This window comes from Cobetia marina, from assembly GCF_001720485.1.
Classification (GTDB): Bacteria; Pseudomonadota; Gammaproteobacteria; order Pseudomonadales; family Halomonadaceae; genus Cobetia; species Cobetia marina.
The window spans coordinates 2,718,973-2,734,907 of the sequence record NZ_CP017114.1; the positions used below are offsets into that span (position 1 = coordinate 2,718,973).

A 15,935-nucleotide genomic window follows, 5' to 3' on the forward strand; every position below is an offset into this window, starting at 1 on the left:
CTCTTTCTCTAACTAACAAGAAAAAGATCATCGAAAGTGAAAATCCGTCCGAAGAACATACCCCAGCTCCACAACAGTATCGTACAGAGGTCGTAACAATGAGGCCAGCAGGTGTTGAACAATCAATATATATGCGCTACCTGACATCATGAAAGCGATAAACCCGCCCATTCTCGTTCATCTCCGCTACCTTTCTCAGAGCTTCCGCAGGGGACAAATCGAACTTACGGATTAACACCACGAATAGATGATAGAACTCGGATTTTAAATCTGCTGCAAAGATCCCCGGATCATCAGAGCCCAGACAAATAGACATCATAACATCACCTTCAATCATCTCACTCGGTAAGCCCAACCAGCGAAAGATATGGTGTTCGCTGACATCTCGATACTGACTGATGCGAGTATTGCTGGTCGGAGGACACTCTATCGCAAGGTTTTGGTCTGCCATTTTTACCATCACAGACTGTTGCAATGCAATAACCGCCTCATCCGGCAAATCTTCCAGGGCAACTTCAACGTACTCAGCGCGTTGCTTTCGCACATTCTCAGAAGTAAGCCATTGCTTATACAACATCAATGGCCTGGTCATGCCAGCAGTTTCAGCCAACACTCTTGCATACTCGTACTCCTCTAGCCAGGGGGATTCGGGCTTCAATGGCCTATCTAGCTCATCCAGCAGGCCTTCCGACTGTGCCAATATACCCCGTATTTCAAATACCCTATCAAGGGTGGTAATCGAGATTTCTTCTTCCATCGAAAATATCTCATAGGCCAAATTGACCGCTTCGATCGCTGCATCGCTAGCATAACGCAGCAGCTCCGGATGACTACGAAGCTCTCGCCAGATAAAAACCAAATCGAGCAATCGTGTTTCTTTGGTCATGGACAAAGACAATGGCAAAGAACGTTTCCAGATATTAGGTGTGATACCAATAGCCGTGCAGTGACCAAGACGATCGCCATTACGTAGTGGCAAAAACCTCAAGGCATCATCAATGGATCGAATACCACTAATCAAATGCGGAAAATCCTCGCCAACATGATAGGTAATATGAGCAATACCCGATTTGGCTAGAACTCTGAACAAAGGCGCGAATAATTCTGGTGGCGCGTGCATCTCATTAGCAGCCGCATCTACACCTCGAATCCAGCGTGTTAAGCGCGGCTCATACTCCAGCATGTCAATCAAGATAGCGGCCTGGCTCTTCAGGTCATTGAATAGCAATGCGAAAGGATAGACTTCATTCTTTTTTTGCTTTCTTTTGATAAAGTGCGGCACTAGCGCCAGCTCTGCACACTTGCCATCTGGTTCAACTTGCTCGAGATTATCGAGCACTTGCGACATAGTCAACGGCTTATCATGCATCCATTCTATAGATATATGATCACTCAAGTATTCCCAATATCCTCTTAACACGCTAAAGACCAGTTTTTGCATTTTCTTAGGGTCGCTCTTCGGTGCAAAACGCCCTTCCAAATAACGCACCTGAGAGTACACACCAGCACCATGGGCATTTTTAAAACGAGACAAAAAAGATTTCTCGGTTTCTTCTCTAAGCTCTGTCATGGTGTATTTTTGAAATTGATCAAAACCGAAAAAATCATCTCGCTGAACTAATAGAGTCAGATATTGATTCTGAATCAGCAGATAAATCCATAGCAGTCTCTCCAATCCTTCGGGCGCACCATACCGCCATTTTTGCAACAACCGGGCTAGCCAACAAAATTCAGACTCCTGACTGTATTTGTCATCCGTTGGCCAAACTGTCTCAAATCCATATTCCTTGTACTGATGCATTATTGTGCTATTTGCCAACTGCTGTGGATGCTGTAATGACGCTATCCATCCTGGCAACTCCACGCCCTGCGCTACCCGACAAAGGATTTCGCGAATATTAAAGGCGACCTGCAAACGATCTCTGAAAATATCCGGTGTCAAGGAGGGGTCAATTTGGGCACAAAGTTGTTTCATCTCTTGAGAGGCCCACCCCTTTTCGAAATCTCTGACACATATTTCTGGATTCTTGAGTGCATCTAGCCAACACTCTTCCGCACAGGTGCTGCCGTTCAAATGTTGGTGAGTTTCATGCAGCCTTTCTCGAGTAATGTAGTCCTCAACCGTCGGGTGATAAGGGTATAAAGGCCAGCGGAAGCTATACTCCTGACTGGCAGATCCCGGGTTAAATACCTGATGACACGCCATGATTGGTAGGCACGATACTCGGCTCATCAGAGTTTGCCATTCCGAAAACAAAGATAGGTCGGTTCTTGGGCCATCTTTCTCGTTCTTGACAAATTTTTCAGTGATCTGACGTAAGGCTACAACTGGGCCGAGCTTCATATTCCTATGCTTTACTTTTTGCACTAACGATGACCAAGCCGATTTGGCTATATGATCAGGTAAACTACGTGTTTGTTCGTATTGAGCGAGAAATACGGATGACTCTATTATTTCATCAAGTAATTCTTCATCCAACGAGACGGTACTAAGTCTCTGCAGCAATACTGTAGAGTTAAGAAGATAGCTTTCCATATTAAACCCTTAGATGGCTGTAATTATCCTTAATTGGCATCATCTTTAGGCAAGCTTTTTTCTTCCCTCTTATCTTGGCTTGAAGAACTATATTTTGCACGTGCAATTGTAGCCGAACTCAGTGATTTAATATTTTTATCGAGCACTCTGGTATCATCAGGATCGCATTTAATCAAACAATCCCAATTATCTAGGGGAAACAAATCACTACCTACTATTCTAGAAATAAGATCACGAAACGTTTCCTCTTTCCCAAGTGATTTCTGCGAACTATTAATACCACCAAACGGAAAAATAAATGGATGTAGAATAGGGCAGCTAATTAACAAAAGAAATAATGGATTCGTTTGATGCCACTGCTTATCTGATTCACTCAAAACAGAATGCATATGTGCGAGCTTTTTCTCAAACTCCTCAACTGATGTGATAGGATTAAGCCGCAAACCACCCCCAATATAATCTTTATCCTCAATCGCATGATATAAACTTTCCTCAACCAAAACCGCATGAAGAAGAGCCAAAACATTAAACCTCATTATCTTTGCAGCATTAGAGTGTATAGCTTTAGTACCTCTCCAAGCCTCCGGATCATTCAACCTTTTTTTATGCGAGTCTGCTACATTACTAATATTAAAATAGAATCTTGTCCATATTTTTCCTATCAATAGTGCAGAAGGTCGAATTTTCGGCTCCAAATCTTTAACAAGCTCAAGCCAAGTATTAATAGCATCAAAGGCGTCTATAAATTCGTTGTTAACTCCTTGGTAATCTCTGCCTGATTCGTGATCATCTTCGTGGTCAATTTCATCGGCTACCTGACTGGAATTCTCGTCTTCATCATCAGTTTTACCAGTCTTCACCTCTGCGCGCGCAGAGGCATTACTCCATGGGGGTGCAATACAAGTCGGTTGAGATATAATCTTATTGAAAACTTTAGGAGCTGCAGGAATATCACTAGAGCATGCAGCGATATCAGATATGGCGCCAATCAAGTTGAAAATACTGCTAAAATCCATCAAATTATTTGATACGACTGTACTCAAAGATGCAGCCATTGCAGCTTTGGCTAAACCACTTTCATTATCAAGCTTAAACTGACTATAGTTATCTTGTTTTACCTTCCGTGAACCACGATTCAATTGCACTTGGCCGATGAAAACTCCAACTTTCCCATCATTACTTGCATCGGCTATGACTGCAGAACAACGACTAGCCCAATGAGAGGCACTTTCATTCCTGCCAACTGACATATAAGCAATATACTCACTGACAAGCTGCTCAAACTTTTCTCTATCGTCTTTCGACTGAACTGTTCTAGAAACAAACTGATTAAATATACTTACCGATCCACAACCAACTAGAAGCATCTGAAACACTTTAGAAAAACTACCCTGACAGTTTTTGCTTACTTGGGATGCCAAATAAATCGAACAATTCCTTAACGCCTCACTTTCAGACTGAGGCCGCAAATAAAACCCAGTGTTAAAATCACGATCTTGCTTCACATATGTAAATATATCCTTGCAGAGTGAGTCCATGCCAAACCGATGTTGTTCATAATTTAATCCTGCACGATAAATACTACTGAGCATCGAACCATACAAGGCACTTCGTAGTAAATTTGGAACTAATAACTCCTCAGAGCTCTCATCATTACCTTGACCACATTTATTATTTACTGATAAAGCATCATACTTTTTAGTATAGAAATCCTGAAGCACCTGCATCAACAATCGCACCGGCTGCTTCAGTAGTTCATTTACATACATGTCTGCATCGGAGCCGCCCCTCAGATTTAGTCCTTCCCTAACAGCATCGTCAATCGCGTCCCGGACTCCTATGGCATTGACATCTTGCATGCTAGGCATGGTTTTGACCTTGATCCTTTCGGGGCCTTCTTCTCCCTTTTCGCCTACAAGTTGCAGCATGGTTGTCAGCTGAACACGTTTCTGCACAGGAAACAGCTTCAATAAATACTGCTGTTCAAGATGCTCTACCATGTACCCACGCTCAGCTAAGCGGGCGTTCTCTTTTTCCTGATCGAGCAAGGTCTTGCTATAATTTTCGTATTGCTTGCCGCGAATTAACTGAGAATAAAGGCGCAAATCACCTGTCGCTACTACCACCAACTTTTGACTATTAAAAAATTTTCGAATGGATTCAAGTACATCCCAACCCGCATCAAACTGAGTATCGATATCATCGAACGAAATCATGATAGCCTTGCAACCTAGAATGTCACAGGCACTATCGACCATCCTGTCAAAAATTTCCGACAAATCCTGGCCACCGATAGAGTAATCAAGTTGAGCATCCAACTTCATAGCATCACTGAAATACTCTGGCTTGTATTCCTTATCGGTCAGCAGATGCAATCCACGCTTAAGTTGCCCTAGGTGATTCTGCCAACGTTCTTTATGCCTTTTATGATCATTAGATGACCAGCTCTCTTTTAATTTCTCTGACACCATCTTATTCAAGCGAGCTGTCACAGTGACCAGAATAGGTTCATGACGAGGCAGCTTGGTAGGATCTATGGTCGGAAGACACTTGATGATAGCGCCTGCGTCACTTCCGCCTTTTTCTAAGTGTTCAACCACATTGTTAATAAAGGTAGTCTTACCCGCACCGCGAGTACCATCCACAAAAAACACATTACGACCTGATTCATCAACAAATCGGGCAACTCCTGATGAGTTATTGGATTTGGAGAGAATAATCGAGCTTTGAATGTTTTCAACTAATTGATCACGCAATGCCTTCTGGATTAAATCACTTTCCTTGATGCTACCCGGAAGATTAGGTGCGAATAAGTCGATGATGATTTCGTTTTTCTCTTTGTATTTTCTCTTCGTGCTATCAGACATGTCGGTGTCTATCCAGTCATTTAGTTTCTTTAGCCAGCCTATGTATCAGTACTGGCGCTTTAAATTTAAATAGCATTGATAAATGCAATGCTTGATGTTAGGAGCCTCATTAGTTCGTTGGATAGTGCCTTCGCTACAACCCAACCCTATACAGCTACTTGAAGTGCGGGTAAACCGATCATCTCATTCACTGCCCCCATCCTCGCGACTGAGCGATTAGTTATTTTGGGCTGGTATTAACATACGGAGCGCGAGACGGAGGTAACGGTCACCAGTCCTTGGCCGCAGGTTCTGAGCCCCAAGAATAGCTGCACTTCTACTTTTGCACGGCTACCGCACGGCGCTTACCGCTGGGGCGAGCTCCGTCTCATGGTCTCGCGCCATGGCGTCCTGCCTTGGCGAGAAATGCATATTTGAATATAGGAAATTTCAAGAAACCTAATAATAGCCGAGTCGAGGCAAGCGCGAGAAGGAATTCGTTAGTTCACTGCGACACCTTGCGTCGCATTTACGAGACACTAAGCTCGATATACATCGCGTCTCGCCGCGCTCTCACCTCTATCGCGGCCCAGCCTCACGCCGGAAATTTCCGCACCACTCGCCAACGCTTACGTGCCCTGTCCGACGGAGCTGATACCGAGCTTCATAAAATTCCTACGCCTACGTAAGACATTGCCAACAAACCCCCAAAATCCACTTTCCCCAGCCCCACGGGAAATTTCCGCCCCGGCACGGAAAATTCCGGTTTTTCTGACCCACTCTATCGCTAACTCACTGATTTATATATAAAGTGGTGATAATCGAGGCTCTGCTTTACGCTCACATTCAGGGATATAAAAAACTAATGTTGCACTGCAGCATCAACAGGCGTAAGACTGTCATGAGGTTCCTTTACGTGGAGAGCACAATGACTCAACAACCTGCCTGGTCTGAGTTGGTCCCGACGACACCTGCCGCGATGTTCGATGTCTGGAAGCTGGGGACGACGTCGGTGGAGATGTGGTCGACGGCGATGTCCACCATCATGTCGCGCACGCAGCTGTGGGGAACGCAGTCGCCGCTGGATCCGAAGATGATCGCGGAGAACCAGAAGATGGTGTCGGAGAAGATCGCCGCCAGCTGGGAGATGTGGTTCGTGATGCAGAAGGCGTGGATGAACGCGATGTCGGGTGGCAAGGTCGTGCCGTGGTGGACGACGGGTACGCAGTTCATCAAGCCGCTGCACAAGCGCACGACGGCCAATTCACGGCGCCTATCGTAAGTCTGCGATACCCTTGCGCGAGCCTGGCGAGATGATGGATGAGAGCGAAGACCAGTGGCGGTGGGCGGAAGACGCTCACCGCCACTGGCGTTATGGGCGAGAGGTCACCCTTGAGTGGCGGAGGTGGCTGTGCGGCTGGCTTGCATGTCCAGGCAGGCTTGCCAGATGCGCTCCGCGACCTGTTGTTCGTGCTCGGCATGCCGAAACAGGCAGATATCCAGAGGAGCGGTGTGGCGGTCATCCCCGACGATGCGCAGGCGACCGGCGTTGAGTTCATCCCGTACGGCGCGCTCCGGCACCCAGGCGATACCGCTGCCGGCCAGGGCCCCGCGCTTGAGCACGTCTGACATCGAGCATTCGTAGCAGAAGTTGAGGCGTGTCGAGAGGGATTCCCGATTGAGGATCAGCGCGGTGAGTCGCCCGAGATAGCTGTCACTGGAGTAGCAGAGGTACGGTTGCGCCGTGTCGCTTTCCAGCGAGAACAACGCCTGCCCTGCCCCATCCACTGCACTCACCGGCACCAGACGCTCGGATTCCAGCACGATGGAGGGATAGCGCACCATGTCGGTGAGCGTCGGCAGCAGTGGGCTGTTGTAGGCGAGCATCAGATCACAGTTGCCGCTGATCAGCGCATCGACACAGCCGGCGACGTGGTCCGGCACGATACGCGCCTTGAGCTTGCCCAGCCGGGTCTGGAGCTGTTCATGCCAGTCGACGAAGAAGCTGACCGCCAGCGTATGGGAGGCGGAAATCGACACCACCTCTTCGATCTTGGGCACGAAGCCCAGTGCTTCTTCCCGCCCGACCCGCAAGACTGAGAGCGCATCCTGCGCCGTCCGCTGGAAGGACTCGCCGGCCGGTGTCAGCCCTACCGGAAACAGGCTGCGATCAATCAGGGTCGCGCCCACCCAGTATTCCAGATTGCGTATCCGGCGGCTGAAGGCCGGCTGAGTCACGTTGCGCAACTCAGCCGCGCGCGAGAAATTGCGCGTGACGGCCAGCGTGAGGAAGTCTTCCAGCCAGTTCATTTCCACAGCGATTTCCTGGAGTGAGGCATGTAGCGCCGCAGTATAGCGTGGCTGGTCTTCCTGTCCTCTTGCATGCCTTCCTTCCTTCCTTCCTTCCTTCCTTCCTTCCTTCCTTCCTTCCTTCCTTCCTTCCTTCCGCGTAGTCAGTGCTGTCTGTTTCCCTCGCTGTTTTTACAGCGCCACATTCTCCACCTCGACGTCTTTAGCACGAGGTCTTCGGCACGAGGCCTTCGGGCTATTGCGCCATGGCGATGCAGCGGCGAGCCAGTATCTCCGAGGGGTCCAGCAAGGCCACGCGCTCACGCAACGCGATCGGCAACTCGATCAGCGGCAGCTCCGTACAGCCCAGAATGACCACCTCTGCCCCCTGGGCCAGCAGGTGCTCGATGGCGGCTTCCAACTTCAGACTGCATTCGCCTGAGGTGTGGCCCGCCTTGACGCCCTGCTGCCCGTAGATGGCGTCCATCACGCAAGCCTGATGGGAGGCGTCCGGCACCAGCGTCTCACGCCCCGAGGCTTCGAGGATGTCGTGGTAGACCCGACTGGCCACGGTGCCACTGGTCGCGAGCAGCCCGACCCGCGCCACCGGCGTCTCCCGCGCGGCGATATGATCAACCACCGCCGTCAGCATGTTGATGATCGGGATGCCGATATAGGGCTGGATACGCGCCACGAAGGCATGCGCGGTATTGCAGGGAATCGCGATGGCATTGGCACCGTCCGCTTCCAGTCGCTGACAGGTGGCGAGCATCGGGATGCTCGGGTCTTCCCCGTTGCCGATCAGATTGGCGGTGCGATCGGGAATCTGCGGATTCTGCTCCACCACCATCTTGAGGTGATCCTGATCGCGCTCAGCACGTGTCAGTCCCACCACCTTGCGCATGAAGTCCACCGTCGCAGCGGGCCCGACGCCGCCCAGCACGCCCAGCTTGAACTGCCGCCCTTCCTGCTCGCGATCATGTCCCAGCGCGTACTCGGCGTAGATTCGATTGGAATCCAGCAACGGCACCGGAATCAGGGGCTGCAGCGAGGCCATCATCACCGGGATCTCGCTCAGGCCCGGCACGATGATCTCGGCTCCCTGACGAATGAGATCATCGCAGGCTTCCATCAGCTGCTGCAGACATTCACCGCCATGATGGCCGCTCTTGATGCCGGTCGGGCCATAGATGGCCTCCATCAATGCCTCACGCTGTACGCGCGCCTCCGGGTAGAGCACCTCGAGCTCCGCGCCGGGCTCGGCACCTCCCGGTCGGGTCATGGGCTCGGATACGGGCCCGGACAGACGACGCGTGAAGATGCCAGAGGCGCGCACGTAGCTTGAGGTCAGCACGCCGATCTTGCGAACGTCAGGGTACTCGCGGCGAATGCGGTCCTGCAGTGCCTCGAAGATATCCACCACGTTCACGCTGATTTCCGGGGTGATCTCGGCCAGGAAGGTATGCGAGAGAAAGCATGGCACCAGCGCATTCTCGACCTTGCCCTGCATGTCCTTGAGCACGTTGTAGACATAGAACTTGCGGCGCAGCGGGTCATAGCCCTCTTCCGCGATGCCGGGGCCATCCTCGAAGTGACGTTGTTCGAAGGCGATGTCCACTCGGCGCGGGGGCTTGCAGTACTGGGCCGCTCGCACGGTCTTGAGCAATACATCCGCGCTGCCCAGCGCTCCGAGCCCGCCGACCACACCGTAGCGGGTGACGGTGTCCGGCGCGTTGCGGGGCCCGCCAGCAGCGAGTCCAGCCGCAGAAAGCCGATTGACAGAAAGCCGTGTGGCAGACGCTTCCATGGCGCGATTCTCCTGACCATCTTTGACATGCCTGTCGGCCTGAGGGCGACAGGTTCCTGGGGAAGGACGACCGGCAGCGCCTCCTGGCTGCCGGTCGGTGGGAAGTGAAGGCCACTTCCCTCCATCAGCGCGACGCTCAGCTCAAGGTCGAACGCATCACGTGCGGGGTGTTGAACACCTCTTCATCGAGTGCCTTCTCGCTCTTGGCGACCAGACAGCTGACCGCGCAGTCACCGGCCACGTTCAGCCCGGTGCGCGCCATGTCGAGTACGCGGTCGATCCCGGCGATGATGGCGACCCCTTCCAGCGGCAGACCGACGGAGGTCAGCACCAGCGACAGCATGATCAGCCCCGCCCCCGGCACGCCCGCCGTGCCGATGGAGCCCAGAGTGGCGGTCATGATGATGGTGACGTACTCGGTCATGCCCAGATCGACACCGTAGGCCTGGGCGATGAACAGCGCGCAGACACCCTGATACAGCGCGGTGCCATCCATGTTGATGGTCGCGCCCAGCGGCAGCACGAAGCTCGAGACGCTGCGCTTGACGCCCAGATTCTGCTCGGCGGCCATCATGGTCACCGGCAGGGTGCCGGAGCTTGAGGTGCTGGTGAAGGCGAGCATGATCGGCTCGACACTGCCCTGGAAATACCGCACGGGATTGAGGCGCGCGACGAAGCGCAGCAGGCCGCCATACACCACCACGGCGTGCACGATGCAGCCCAGATAGACGATGGCGATCACCTTGGCCAGCGGCGCGAGCATCGCCAGCCCGTAGGTTCCGGCGACCCAGGCCATCAGCGCGAAGACACCGTAGGGCGTGAAGGCGATGACGATGCTGGTCATGCGGTAGATGATTTCCGCCGCGGATTCGAAGAATACCCGTACCGGACGCGCCTTCTCCCCGACCAGCGTGATGGAGAGGCCGAACAGGATCGCGAAGACGATGATCTGCAGCACATTGCCCTCGGCGAAGGCCTCGACGGCATTGGTCGGCACTAGGCCAAGCAATGTCTCGACGGCGGTCGGCGCTTCCCGCACCTCGACACCGGCGGCGCTGCCCAGGTCGATGCCCACGCCCGGCTGGAAGAGAGCCGCCAGCCCCAGGCCGATGGTGATCGCCACCGCCGTCATGCCCAGATACAGCCCCAGTGTCTTGAGACTCAGTCGCCCCAGGCGGGCAAGGTTGTCGAGCGATGCCACGCCGGTGACCAGCGAGACGAAGACCAGCGGCACGATCAGCATCTTGATCGCGCGGATGAACAGATCCCCCAGCGGCTTGATGTCGGCGGCGATATCGGCGCGGCCGGTCTGGTTGAGCAGGATGCCCAACCCAAGGCCCAGCACCAGTGCAATGAAGATCTGTTTCCAGAGCGGCAAGCCTGTCCACGGGGACAGCAAGCGCGCGACGGGACCGGGGGTGCGCGAATCGCGCTCGGCGAACGAATCAGTATCAGCCATGAGGTAAACCCTGCTTGTCATTGTTGTTTGCTGCGCGTTGAGGCGACGCAGAATGCGGGGTCATGGTGATACAGCGCGAACAGATCCGACCAATTCTTTATTTTGATTTTCCATGCAAGATTTGCATGACGATGCCGCGATGGGGCTCGACGGGCAGTGAGAAGGTGCCAGAAACGCGAGAACCCCGCTCCAGGAGCGGGGTTCTGATCAGACATTGCCGGCGACAACAGGCACGCAGGCTGTGTCATCCAGTGTCGCTGAGTTTCAAGACCGAGTTTAAAGACCGAGTTTCAAGACCGAGTGTTCAGCCGTGCAGACGGAAGTGACAGGCTCGGGATCGACACGTCAGGCGTCCGGCAGGCCAAGCGCCTTCTGCACGGCAGGCCAGGCGGGCTCGCCATCTCGAGTGGTCACCCCTTCCAGCCAGCCCTTTACCTTGGCAGGATTGGCCTTCATCCAGGTGCCAGCCACCTCTTCCTGCGGGCGCTCTTCCTTGCCAAAGCCATAGATCAGCTCGCTCTGCTCCTCGGAGGTGAAGGCGATCTGGTCCAGGAAGACGGTGGCGTTGGGATGCGCTTGCGACCATGCCTTGTTGGCCAGGGTCTTCACGTCACTGGCGCCGCCACCCGGGCCCCACAGGTCCTTGGGGTCCTCCAGGAAGACCATGTCGTATTCGACCCCCATCCAGTGCGGGGTCCAGCCGACGAACATGACCCACTCATCGCGCTTGATGGCATTGGCCACCGTCCCCAGCATGCCGGCGGTGGAGGATTCCTTGAGGTCCCAGTCACCCAGCCCGTAGATGTCTTCGTCGACGGCACGGTTGGCGATCTCGCTGGAGCCCGAGCCGATCTCGATGGAGTAGATGGTCTTGTCGAACTTGTCGGCGAATTCCGGCTTGTCGACATCGTTCAGTGAGGTGACGCCGGCTTCGGCCACATAACGCGGTACGGCGAAATTGGCTCGCGCGCCGTTCACGTTGTTGCCCAGATCGACCATGGCGCCTTTTTCCATCGCCGCGTTGTACATGGTGCTCTGCCCCGGCAGCCAGGCGGCCAGATAGACATCCACTTCCCCGAGCGAGATGCCTTCATAGGTGATCTGCGCGCCCAGCTGACGCGTGGTGGGGGAATAACCCAGCGCCTCGAAGATCTCGGAGGCGATTTCGGTCTTCATGGTCACGCCAGGCCACGGCGGCGCCGCGAATACCACACTGGCATCTTCCGCGGCGCTTGCCGGTGCCGAGAGGGTCGCCAGCAGCAGGCCACTGCCCGCCAGCGCCATGCGCAGCGGAAGGGGTTTCATCAGGTGGGACTTGGTGAAGGGGGACGACATAGTGGATTTTCCTCGTTGTTGTTATGGAGACGCCATTGTCATGAAAATACTGGAAACAAGCGTTTGATTGAAGACGATCTCAGTATAAATTTCACTTCTGCAAAACGCGCTTCCTGCAAAGAATTCACAATACGAGCAGACAACGCTTACCTTAAGCGCGATCGTTGGATCGATACAAGGCTCGGCGGCCAACGACGCGCATGAAAAAGCCCCCGCCACTGAAGAAAAATGACGGGGGCTTTTCATGACGATATGGCGCTGATGGTCAGAAGCTAACAATCAGACGCTGACAATCAGACGCTGACAATCAGAAGCTGGCGATCTCTTCCGGACGCAGGAAGCGACATTCGCCGGGTTCCAGCTCCGGGTCCAGCTCCACGTCGCCGATGGCTTCGCGGTGCAGGGCTTCGACATGATTGCCGATGGCCGCGAACATGCGCTTGACCTGATGATAGCGGCCTTCGGTGATCCACAGCAGACCCACGGTGGCCGTTTCCATCTCCAGGCGTGCCGGACGCGTCGGCTTCTCTTCGCCGTCCAGCATCAGGCCGTGTTCGAAATCTTCCACGGCACGCGCCAGCTCATCCCCTTCCAGCGGGCGCGCCAGGGTCACGCGATAACGCTTGGCACAGGCTTTCTTGGGTGAGGTGACGCGGTGGTTCCACTGGCCGTCATCCGTCATCAACACCAGACCGGTGGTGTCGACATCGAGACGCCCGACGATGCTCAGGCGCTCGACATTGGGCAGCTCGATCAGGTCGTGCGCGCGCTCATACAGGCCCGGCTTGGTGGTGCATTCGACATTGGCCGGCTTGTGGAGCATCAGATAGCGCAGGCCCATCAGTTCCAGGTGCTCGCCGTTCCATTCGACGCGCATGCCATCCTTGACGGCACGCGCGGTGTTCTTGACTACCTCACCATCCACGGTGACATCGCCGCGATGCACGACCTTCTTGGCATCGCTGCGGCTGAGATCCGTGGTTTCGGTAAGGAATTTGTCCAGGCGCATCAGGCCTCCAGAGTGAAATGATCGGCGTCCATCCACGCCGGAAACTTGGTTCGAAACTCGTCGAGGGCGCCGCGTTCAAGCGTCACCGTCTCGATGAAGGGTTGGTCTGGCGAGGGGTCGAGGATGGGCTCGCCCTTGTAATCGCAGACCATGGAATCGCCGGTATAGTGCAGCCCGTTGGCATCGTCACCCACTCGGTTGACGCCCACCACATAGGCCAGATTCTCAATGGCGCGCGCCTGAAGCAGGGTGCGCCACGGATGCCGCCGTACGCCCGGCCAATTGGCCACGCACAGCAGCAGGTCATATTCGAAGGCGCTGCCGGTGGCACACTCCGCCGCGCTCATGCCGCCAATCACGGGGCGTTGACGCAGCCAGGTCGGGAAGCGCAGGTCATAGCAGACGGACAGCTGGATCCGGAAGCCGTTGAGCTCGACGATCACCCGCTCATTGCCCATGCCATAACGCTCATGCTCGCCTGCCATGCGAAACAGATGGCGCTTGTCGTAATGCCTCAGCTCACCACTCGGCGTGGCCCACAGCATGCGGTTGTAGCACTCGTCTCCCTCGAGTACCGCAATGCTGCCCGTCATCACGCAACCGCGCGCGACCGCCTGCGCCTTGAGCCAGGCGACACTCTCGCTGGTCTCCATCGGCTCGGCCATCTCACGGGAATTCATGGTGAAGCCGGTGGCGAACATCTCGGGCAGCACGATGAGGTCGGTCAGGGCATTGTGGCCGTCAGGGTCGGCCGTCAGGCCAGCGGCGTCCAGCTGCTCGCCCAGCAGGCGACAGTTCTCTGCCGGGTCTTCCCAGCGCAGATCGGCCTGCACCAGGCTGACGCGCAACTTGCCTGCGTCTTCCCACGTTGCTGATGGATTCGTCACTGTCATGCCGTCTCCCTGATCCTCGGTCATCTTGCCCTCATGCCGCCCTCCCGGGACACGCCTTGCGGGTGATGGAGGGCGTGAGGCCTGCATGCCATCGCGAGCATGAATGCGCCCATTCTACCGTCTGTGGCGCTCAGATGTGAGAGGCAATGCGGGAACTGGCCGACAACTCCGCGCGGCTCAGCCAGCGGATGTGTGCATGAGTCGCCGATGATATATTGACCATCTACATGCTGCCGCGGCCTGAAGGCGCGACGCAGGCCATCGCTTCCCCTTATGCTGATGTTGCGCGGGGCTTGATGCCGGCTCCGTCAGCATCGGCTGATGAAGCTCGGCGCATGGACCTCGGTCCGCTTGTCGCCCACGCGCGCTGTCACCCCCACTCATTCGTGCTCCAGGAGCCCTGCATGCCTCAGCTTCGCTTCCATGGCGTTACCCCCGCCCGTCTCGCCCCCGTCTCGCGCACGCTTGTCGACCAGCTCAGTGAGGCCACGGCGACGCCGCGCGATGAGTTCACGCTGGAGTGCATCAGCACGCAATATGTCTTCGACGGCCAGACGGTGGATGCCTTTCCCTTCGTCGAGGTGCTGTGGTTCGAACGCGGCCAGCAGGTCCGTGACGTCTGTGGCGAGGCCATCCACCAGGCAATGCGCGAAGCCGGCTACCCCGAGGCCGAGACCTTCTTCCTCGCGCTGAGCCCCTCGGGCTACTACATCGCGGGCAAGCCACTGGCTCAGGATGGCGAGAGTGGCTCGCGATGAGCCAGGCGCAGAGCTCGCCCGAGAGCGATGAAGCGGCAGCCCTGGCCCGTCGCGAAGGCCTCAAGGGGGTCGGCTACGGCCTGACGGCCTATGCCATGTGGGGCTGCTTTCCGCTGTACTTCGCGCTGTTTTCCGGCATCCCCGCCTGGGAGGTGTTGCTGCACCGCATCCTGTGGAGCTGCGTGTTTCTCATCCTCCTGATCAGCCTGCTGAAGCGCTGGTCACCGATTCGCAGCGCATTGTCCAGGCCACGGCAACTATGGCCGGGGCTGGCGTGCGCCTTGTTGATCGCGGCCAACTGGGGGATCTACATCTTCGCGGTGGAGCAGCATGAAGTGCTGCAGGCAAGCCTCGGCTACTTTCTGACGCCATTGGTCAACGTGGCACTGGGCATGCTGGTACTCAAGGAACGCCTGACTCGCCTGCAGGGCGTGGCGCTGGGGCTGGCGGCGCTGGGCCTGAGTCTGCAGTTTCTCAATCTCTCCGAGCTGCCCTGGATCACCCTCTCGCTGGCGCTGTCCTTCGGCACCTACGGGCTGCTGCGCAAGCGTGTCGCGCTGGATGGCCTATCGGGGCTGTTCGTCGAGACGCTGATGCTGGCGCCCCTCGCCCTGCTGTTGATCGCGGGTCTGTGGCAAGCAGGCGAGTCACGCTTTCTGGCCACGGGCATCGGCCCGCTGGAGCTGCCCGCCAGCGTGCTGCTGATGTCCAGCGGTATCCTGACGGCGCTCCCGCTGCTGGCCTTTGCCGGCGCGGCACGCCGCCTGCGCCTCGCCACCGTCGGCTTTCTGATGTACATCAACCCGAGCATGCAGTTCGCCATCGCGTTGCTGGTATTCCACGAGACCTTGCAGCCCTCGATGCTGCTCACCTTCGTGTTGATATGGTCAGGCCTGGCGCTCTATTCGACCTCGACCCTGCTGGCACATCGCGCCGAAAGCCGCAGCCGACGGGCACTCAAGGGCGGCACCTCGTGACGCCTTGCCAGTCCACCGACTCTCCA

Annotated in this window: 11 protein-coding genes; 3 read left to right on the forward strand and 8 right to left on the reverse strand. The window is 55.4% G+C overall.

The genetic code is table 11. The features are described from left to right. Positions 1 to 136: 136 nt before the first annotated feature. Positions 137 to 2,536, reverse strand: coding sequence for an amidohydrolase family protein (locus BFX80_RS11390; protein WP_084208973.1), 2,400 nt, complete (start codon positions 2,534 to 2,536; stop codon positions 137 to 139). 29 nt (positions 2,537 to 2,565) lie between these two features. Beyond that, positions 2,566 to 5,403, reverse strand: coding sequence for an archaeal ATPase (locus tag BFX80_RS11395; protein WP_157109482.1), 2,838 nt, complete (start codon positions 5,401 to 5,403; stop codon positions 2,566 to 2,568). A 907-nt stretch (positions 5,404 to 6,310) separates the two neighbouring features. Between BFX80_RS11395 and BFX80_RS11400 the strand changes: the two genes are divergently transcribed. Then, positions 6,311 to 6,664 (forward strand): hypothetical protein, encoded by a 354-nt coding sequence (locus BFX80_RS11400; protein WP_240499551.1) that lies wholly within the window; start codon positions 6,311 to 6,313, stop codon positions 6,662 to 6,664. 104 nt (positions 6,665 to 6,768) lie between these two features. Here the strand turns inward: BFX80_RS11400 and BFX80_RS11405 are convergent, their stop codons facing one another. The 6 genes from BFX80_RS11405 to BFX80_RS11435 all read right to left on the reverse strand — a co-directional run bounded on the left by BFX80_RS11405 (position 6,769) and on the right by BFX80_RS11435 (position 14,174). Next, complete coding sequence (locus tag BFX80_RS11405) at positions 6,769 to 7,692, reverse strand: LysR substrate-binding domain-containing protein (RefSeq protein WP_084208974.1); 924 nt, start codon at positions 7,690 to 7,692, stop codon at positions 6,769 to 6,771. A 235-nt stretch (positions 7,693 to 7,927) separates the two neighbouring features. Then, positions 7,928 to 9,478 carry a cysteate racemase gene (locus tag BFX80_RS11415; protein ID WP_084208975.1) on the reverse strand — a complete coding sequence of 517 codons (1,551 nt, stop codon included), beginning with the start codon at positions 9,476 to 9,478 and terminating at the stop codon, positions 7,928 to 7,930. Between the two features lie 136 nt (positions 9,479 to 9,614). Next, positions 9,615 to 10,937, reverse strand: a complete 1,323-nt coding sequence (locus BFX80_RS11420) for a dicarboxylate/amino acid:cation symporter (protein WP_084208976.1) — start codon at positions 10,935 to 10,937, stop codon at positions 9,615 to 9,617. Between the two features lie 345 nt (positions 10,938 to 11,282). Further along, the gene (locus tag BFX80_RS11425) at positions 11,283 to 12,272 is read right to left on the reverse strand and encodes an ABC transporter substrate-binding protein (RefSeq protein WP_240499552.1); all 990 of its coding nucleotides are present in this window, start codon (positions 12,270 to 12,272) and stop codon (positions 11,283 to 11,285) included. A 307-nt stretch (positions 12,273 to 12,579) separates the two neighbouring features. Next, positions 12,580 to 13,281 carry a pseudouridine synthase gene (locus BFX80_RS11430; protein ID WP_077372850.1) on the reverse strand — a complete coding sequence of 234 codons (702 nt, stop codon included), beginning with the start codon at positions 13,279 to 13,281 and terminating at the stop codon, positions 12,580 to 12,582. Next, a complete protein-coding gene (locus BFX80_RS11435) occupies positions 13,281 to 14,174 on the reverse strand; it encodes a nitrilase family protein (RefSeq protein ID WP_084209761.1) in 894 nt (297 codons plus the stop codon). The genes BFX80_RS11430 and BFX80_RS11435 overlap by 1 nt, the downstream gene beginning before the upstream one ends. Before the next feature lie 404 nt (positions 14,175 to 14,578). Here BFX80_RS11435 and BFX80_RS11440 point away from each other — a divergent pair, with 404 nt between their 5' ends. Further along, positions 14,579 to 14,932, forward strand: coding sequence for a DUF1904 family protein (locus tag BFX80_RS11440; protein ID WP_164850345.1), 354 nt, complete (start codon positions 14,579 to 14,581; stop codon positions 14,930 to 14,932). Beyond that, a complete protein-coding gene (gene rarD, locus BFX80_RS11445) occupies positions 14,929 to 15,909 on the forward strand; it encodes an EamA family transporter RarD (RefSeq protein ID WP_077372844.1) in 981 nt (326 codons plus the stop codon). The genes BFX80_RS11440 and rarD overlap by 4 nt, the downstream gene beginning before the upstream one ends. The last annotated feature ends 26 nt before the right edge of the window (positions 15,910 to 15,935 follow it).

Excerpts from the sequence above, each read along its gene's own strand:
- BFX80_RS11435 (WP_084209761.1), bottom strand. The coding sequence starts at position 14,174 with ATGACAGTGACGAATCCATCAGCAACGTGGGAAGACGCAGGCAAGTTG.
- BFX80_RS11425 (WP_240499552.1), bottom strand. The coding sequence starts at position 12,272 with ATGTCGTCCCCCTTCACCAAGTCCCACCTGATGAAACCCCTTCCGCTG.
- BFX80_RS11395 (WP_157109482.1), bottom strand. The coding sequence starts at position 5,403 with ATGTCTGATAGCACGAAGAGAAAATACAAAGAGAAAAACGAAATCATC.
- BFX80_RS11415 (WP_084208975.1), bottom strand. The coding sequence starts at position 9,478 with ATGGAAGCGTCTGCCACACGGCTTTCTGTCAATCGGCTTTCTGCGGCT.
- BFX80_RS11430 (WP_077372850.1), bottom strand. The coding sequence starts at position 13,281 with ATGCGCCTGGACAAATTCCTTACCGAAACCACGGATCTCAGCCGCAGC.
- rarD (WP_077372844.1), top strand. The coding sequence starts at position 14,929 with ATGAGCCAGGCGCAGAGCTCGCCCGAGAGCGATGAAGCGGCAGCCCTG.
- BFX80_RS11420 (WP_084208976.1), bottom strand. The coding sequence starts at position 10,937 with ATGGCTGATACTGATTCGTTCGCCGAGCGCGATTCGCGCACCCCCGGT.
- BFX80_RS11440 (WP_164850345.1), top strand. The coding sequence starts at position 14,579 with ATGCCTCAGCTTCGCTTCCATGGCGTTACCCCCGCCCGTCTCGCCCCC.
- BFX80_RS11405 (WP_084208974.1), bottom strand. The coding sequence starts at position 7,692 with ATGAACTGGCTGGAAGACTTCCTCACGCTGGCCGTCACGCGCAATTTC.
- BFX80_RS11400 (WP_240499551.1), top strand. The coding sequence starts at position 6,311 with ATGACTCAACAACCTGCCTGGTCTGAGTTGGTCCCGACGACACCTGCC.
- BFX80_RS11390 (WP_084208973.1), bottom strand. The coding sequence starts at position 2,536 with ATGGAAAGCTATCTTCTTAACTCTACAGTATTGCTGCAGAGACTTAGT.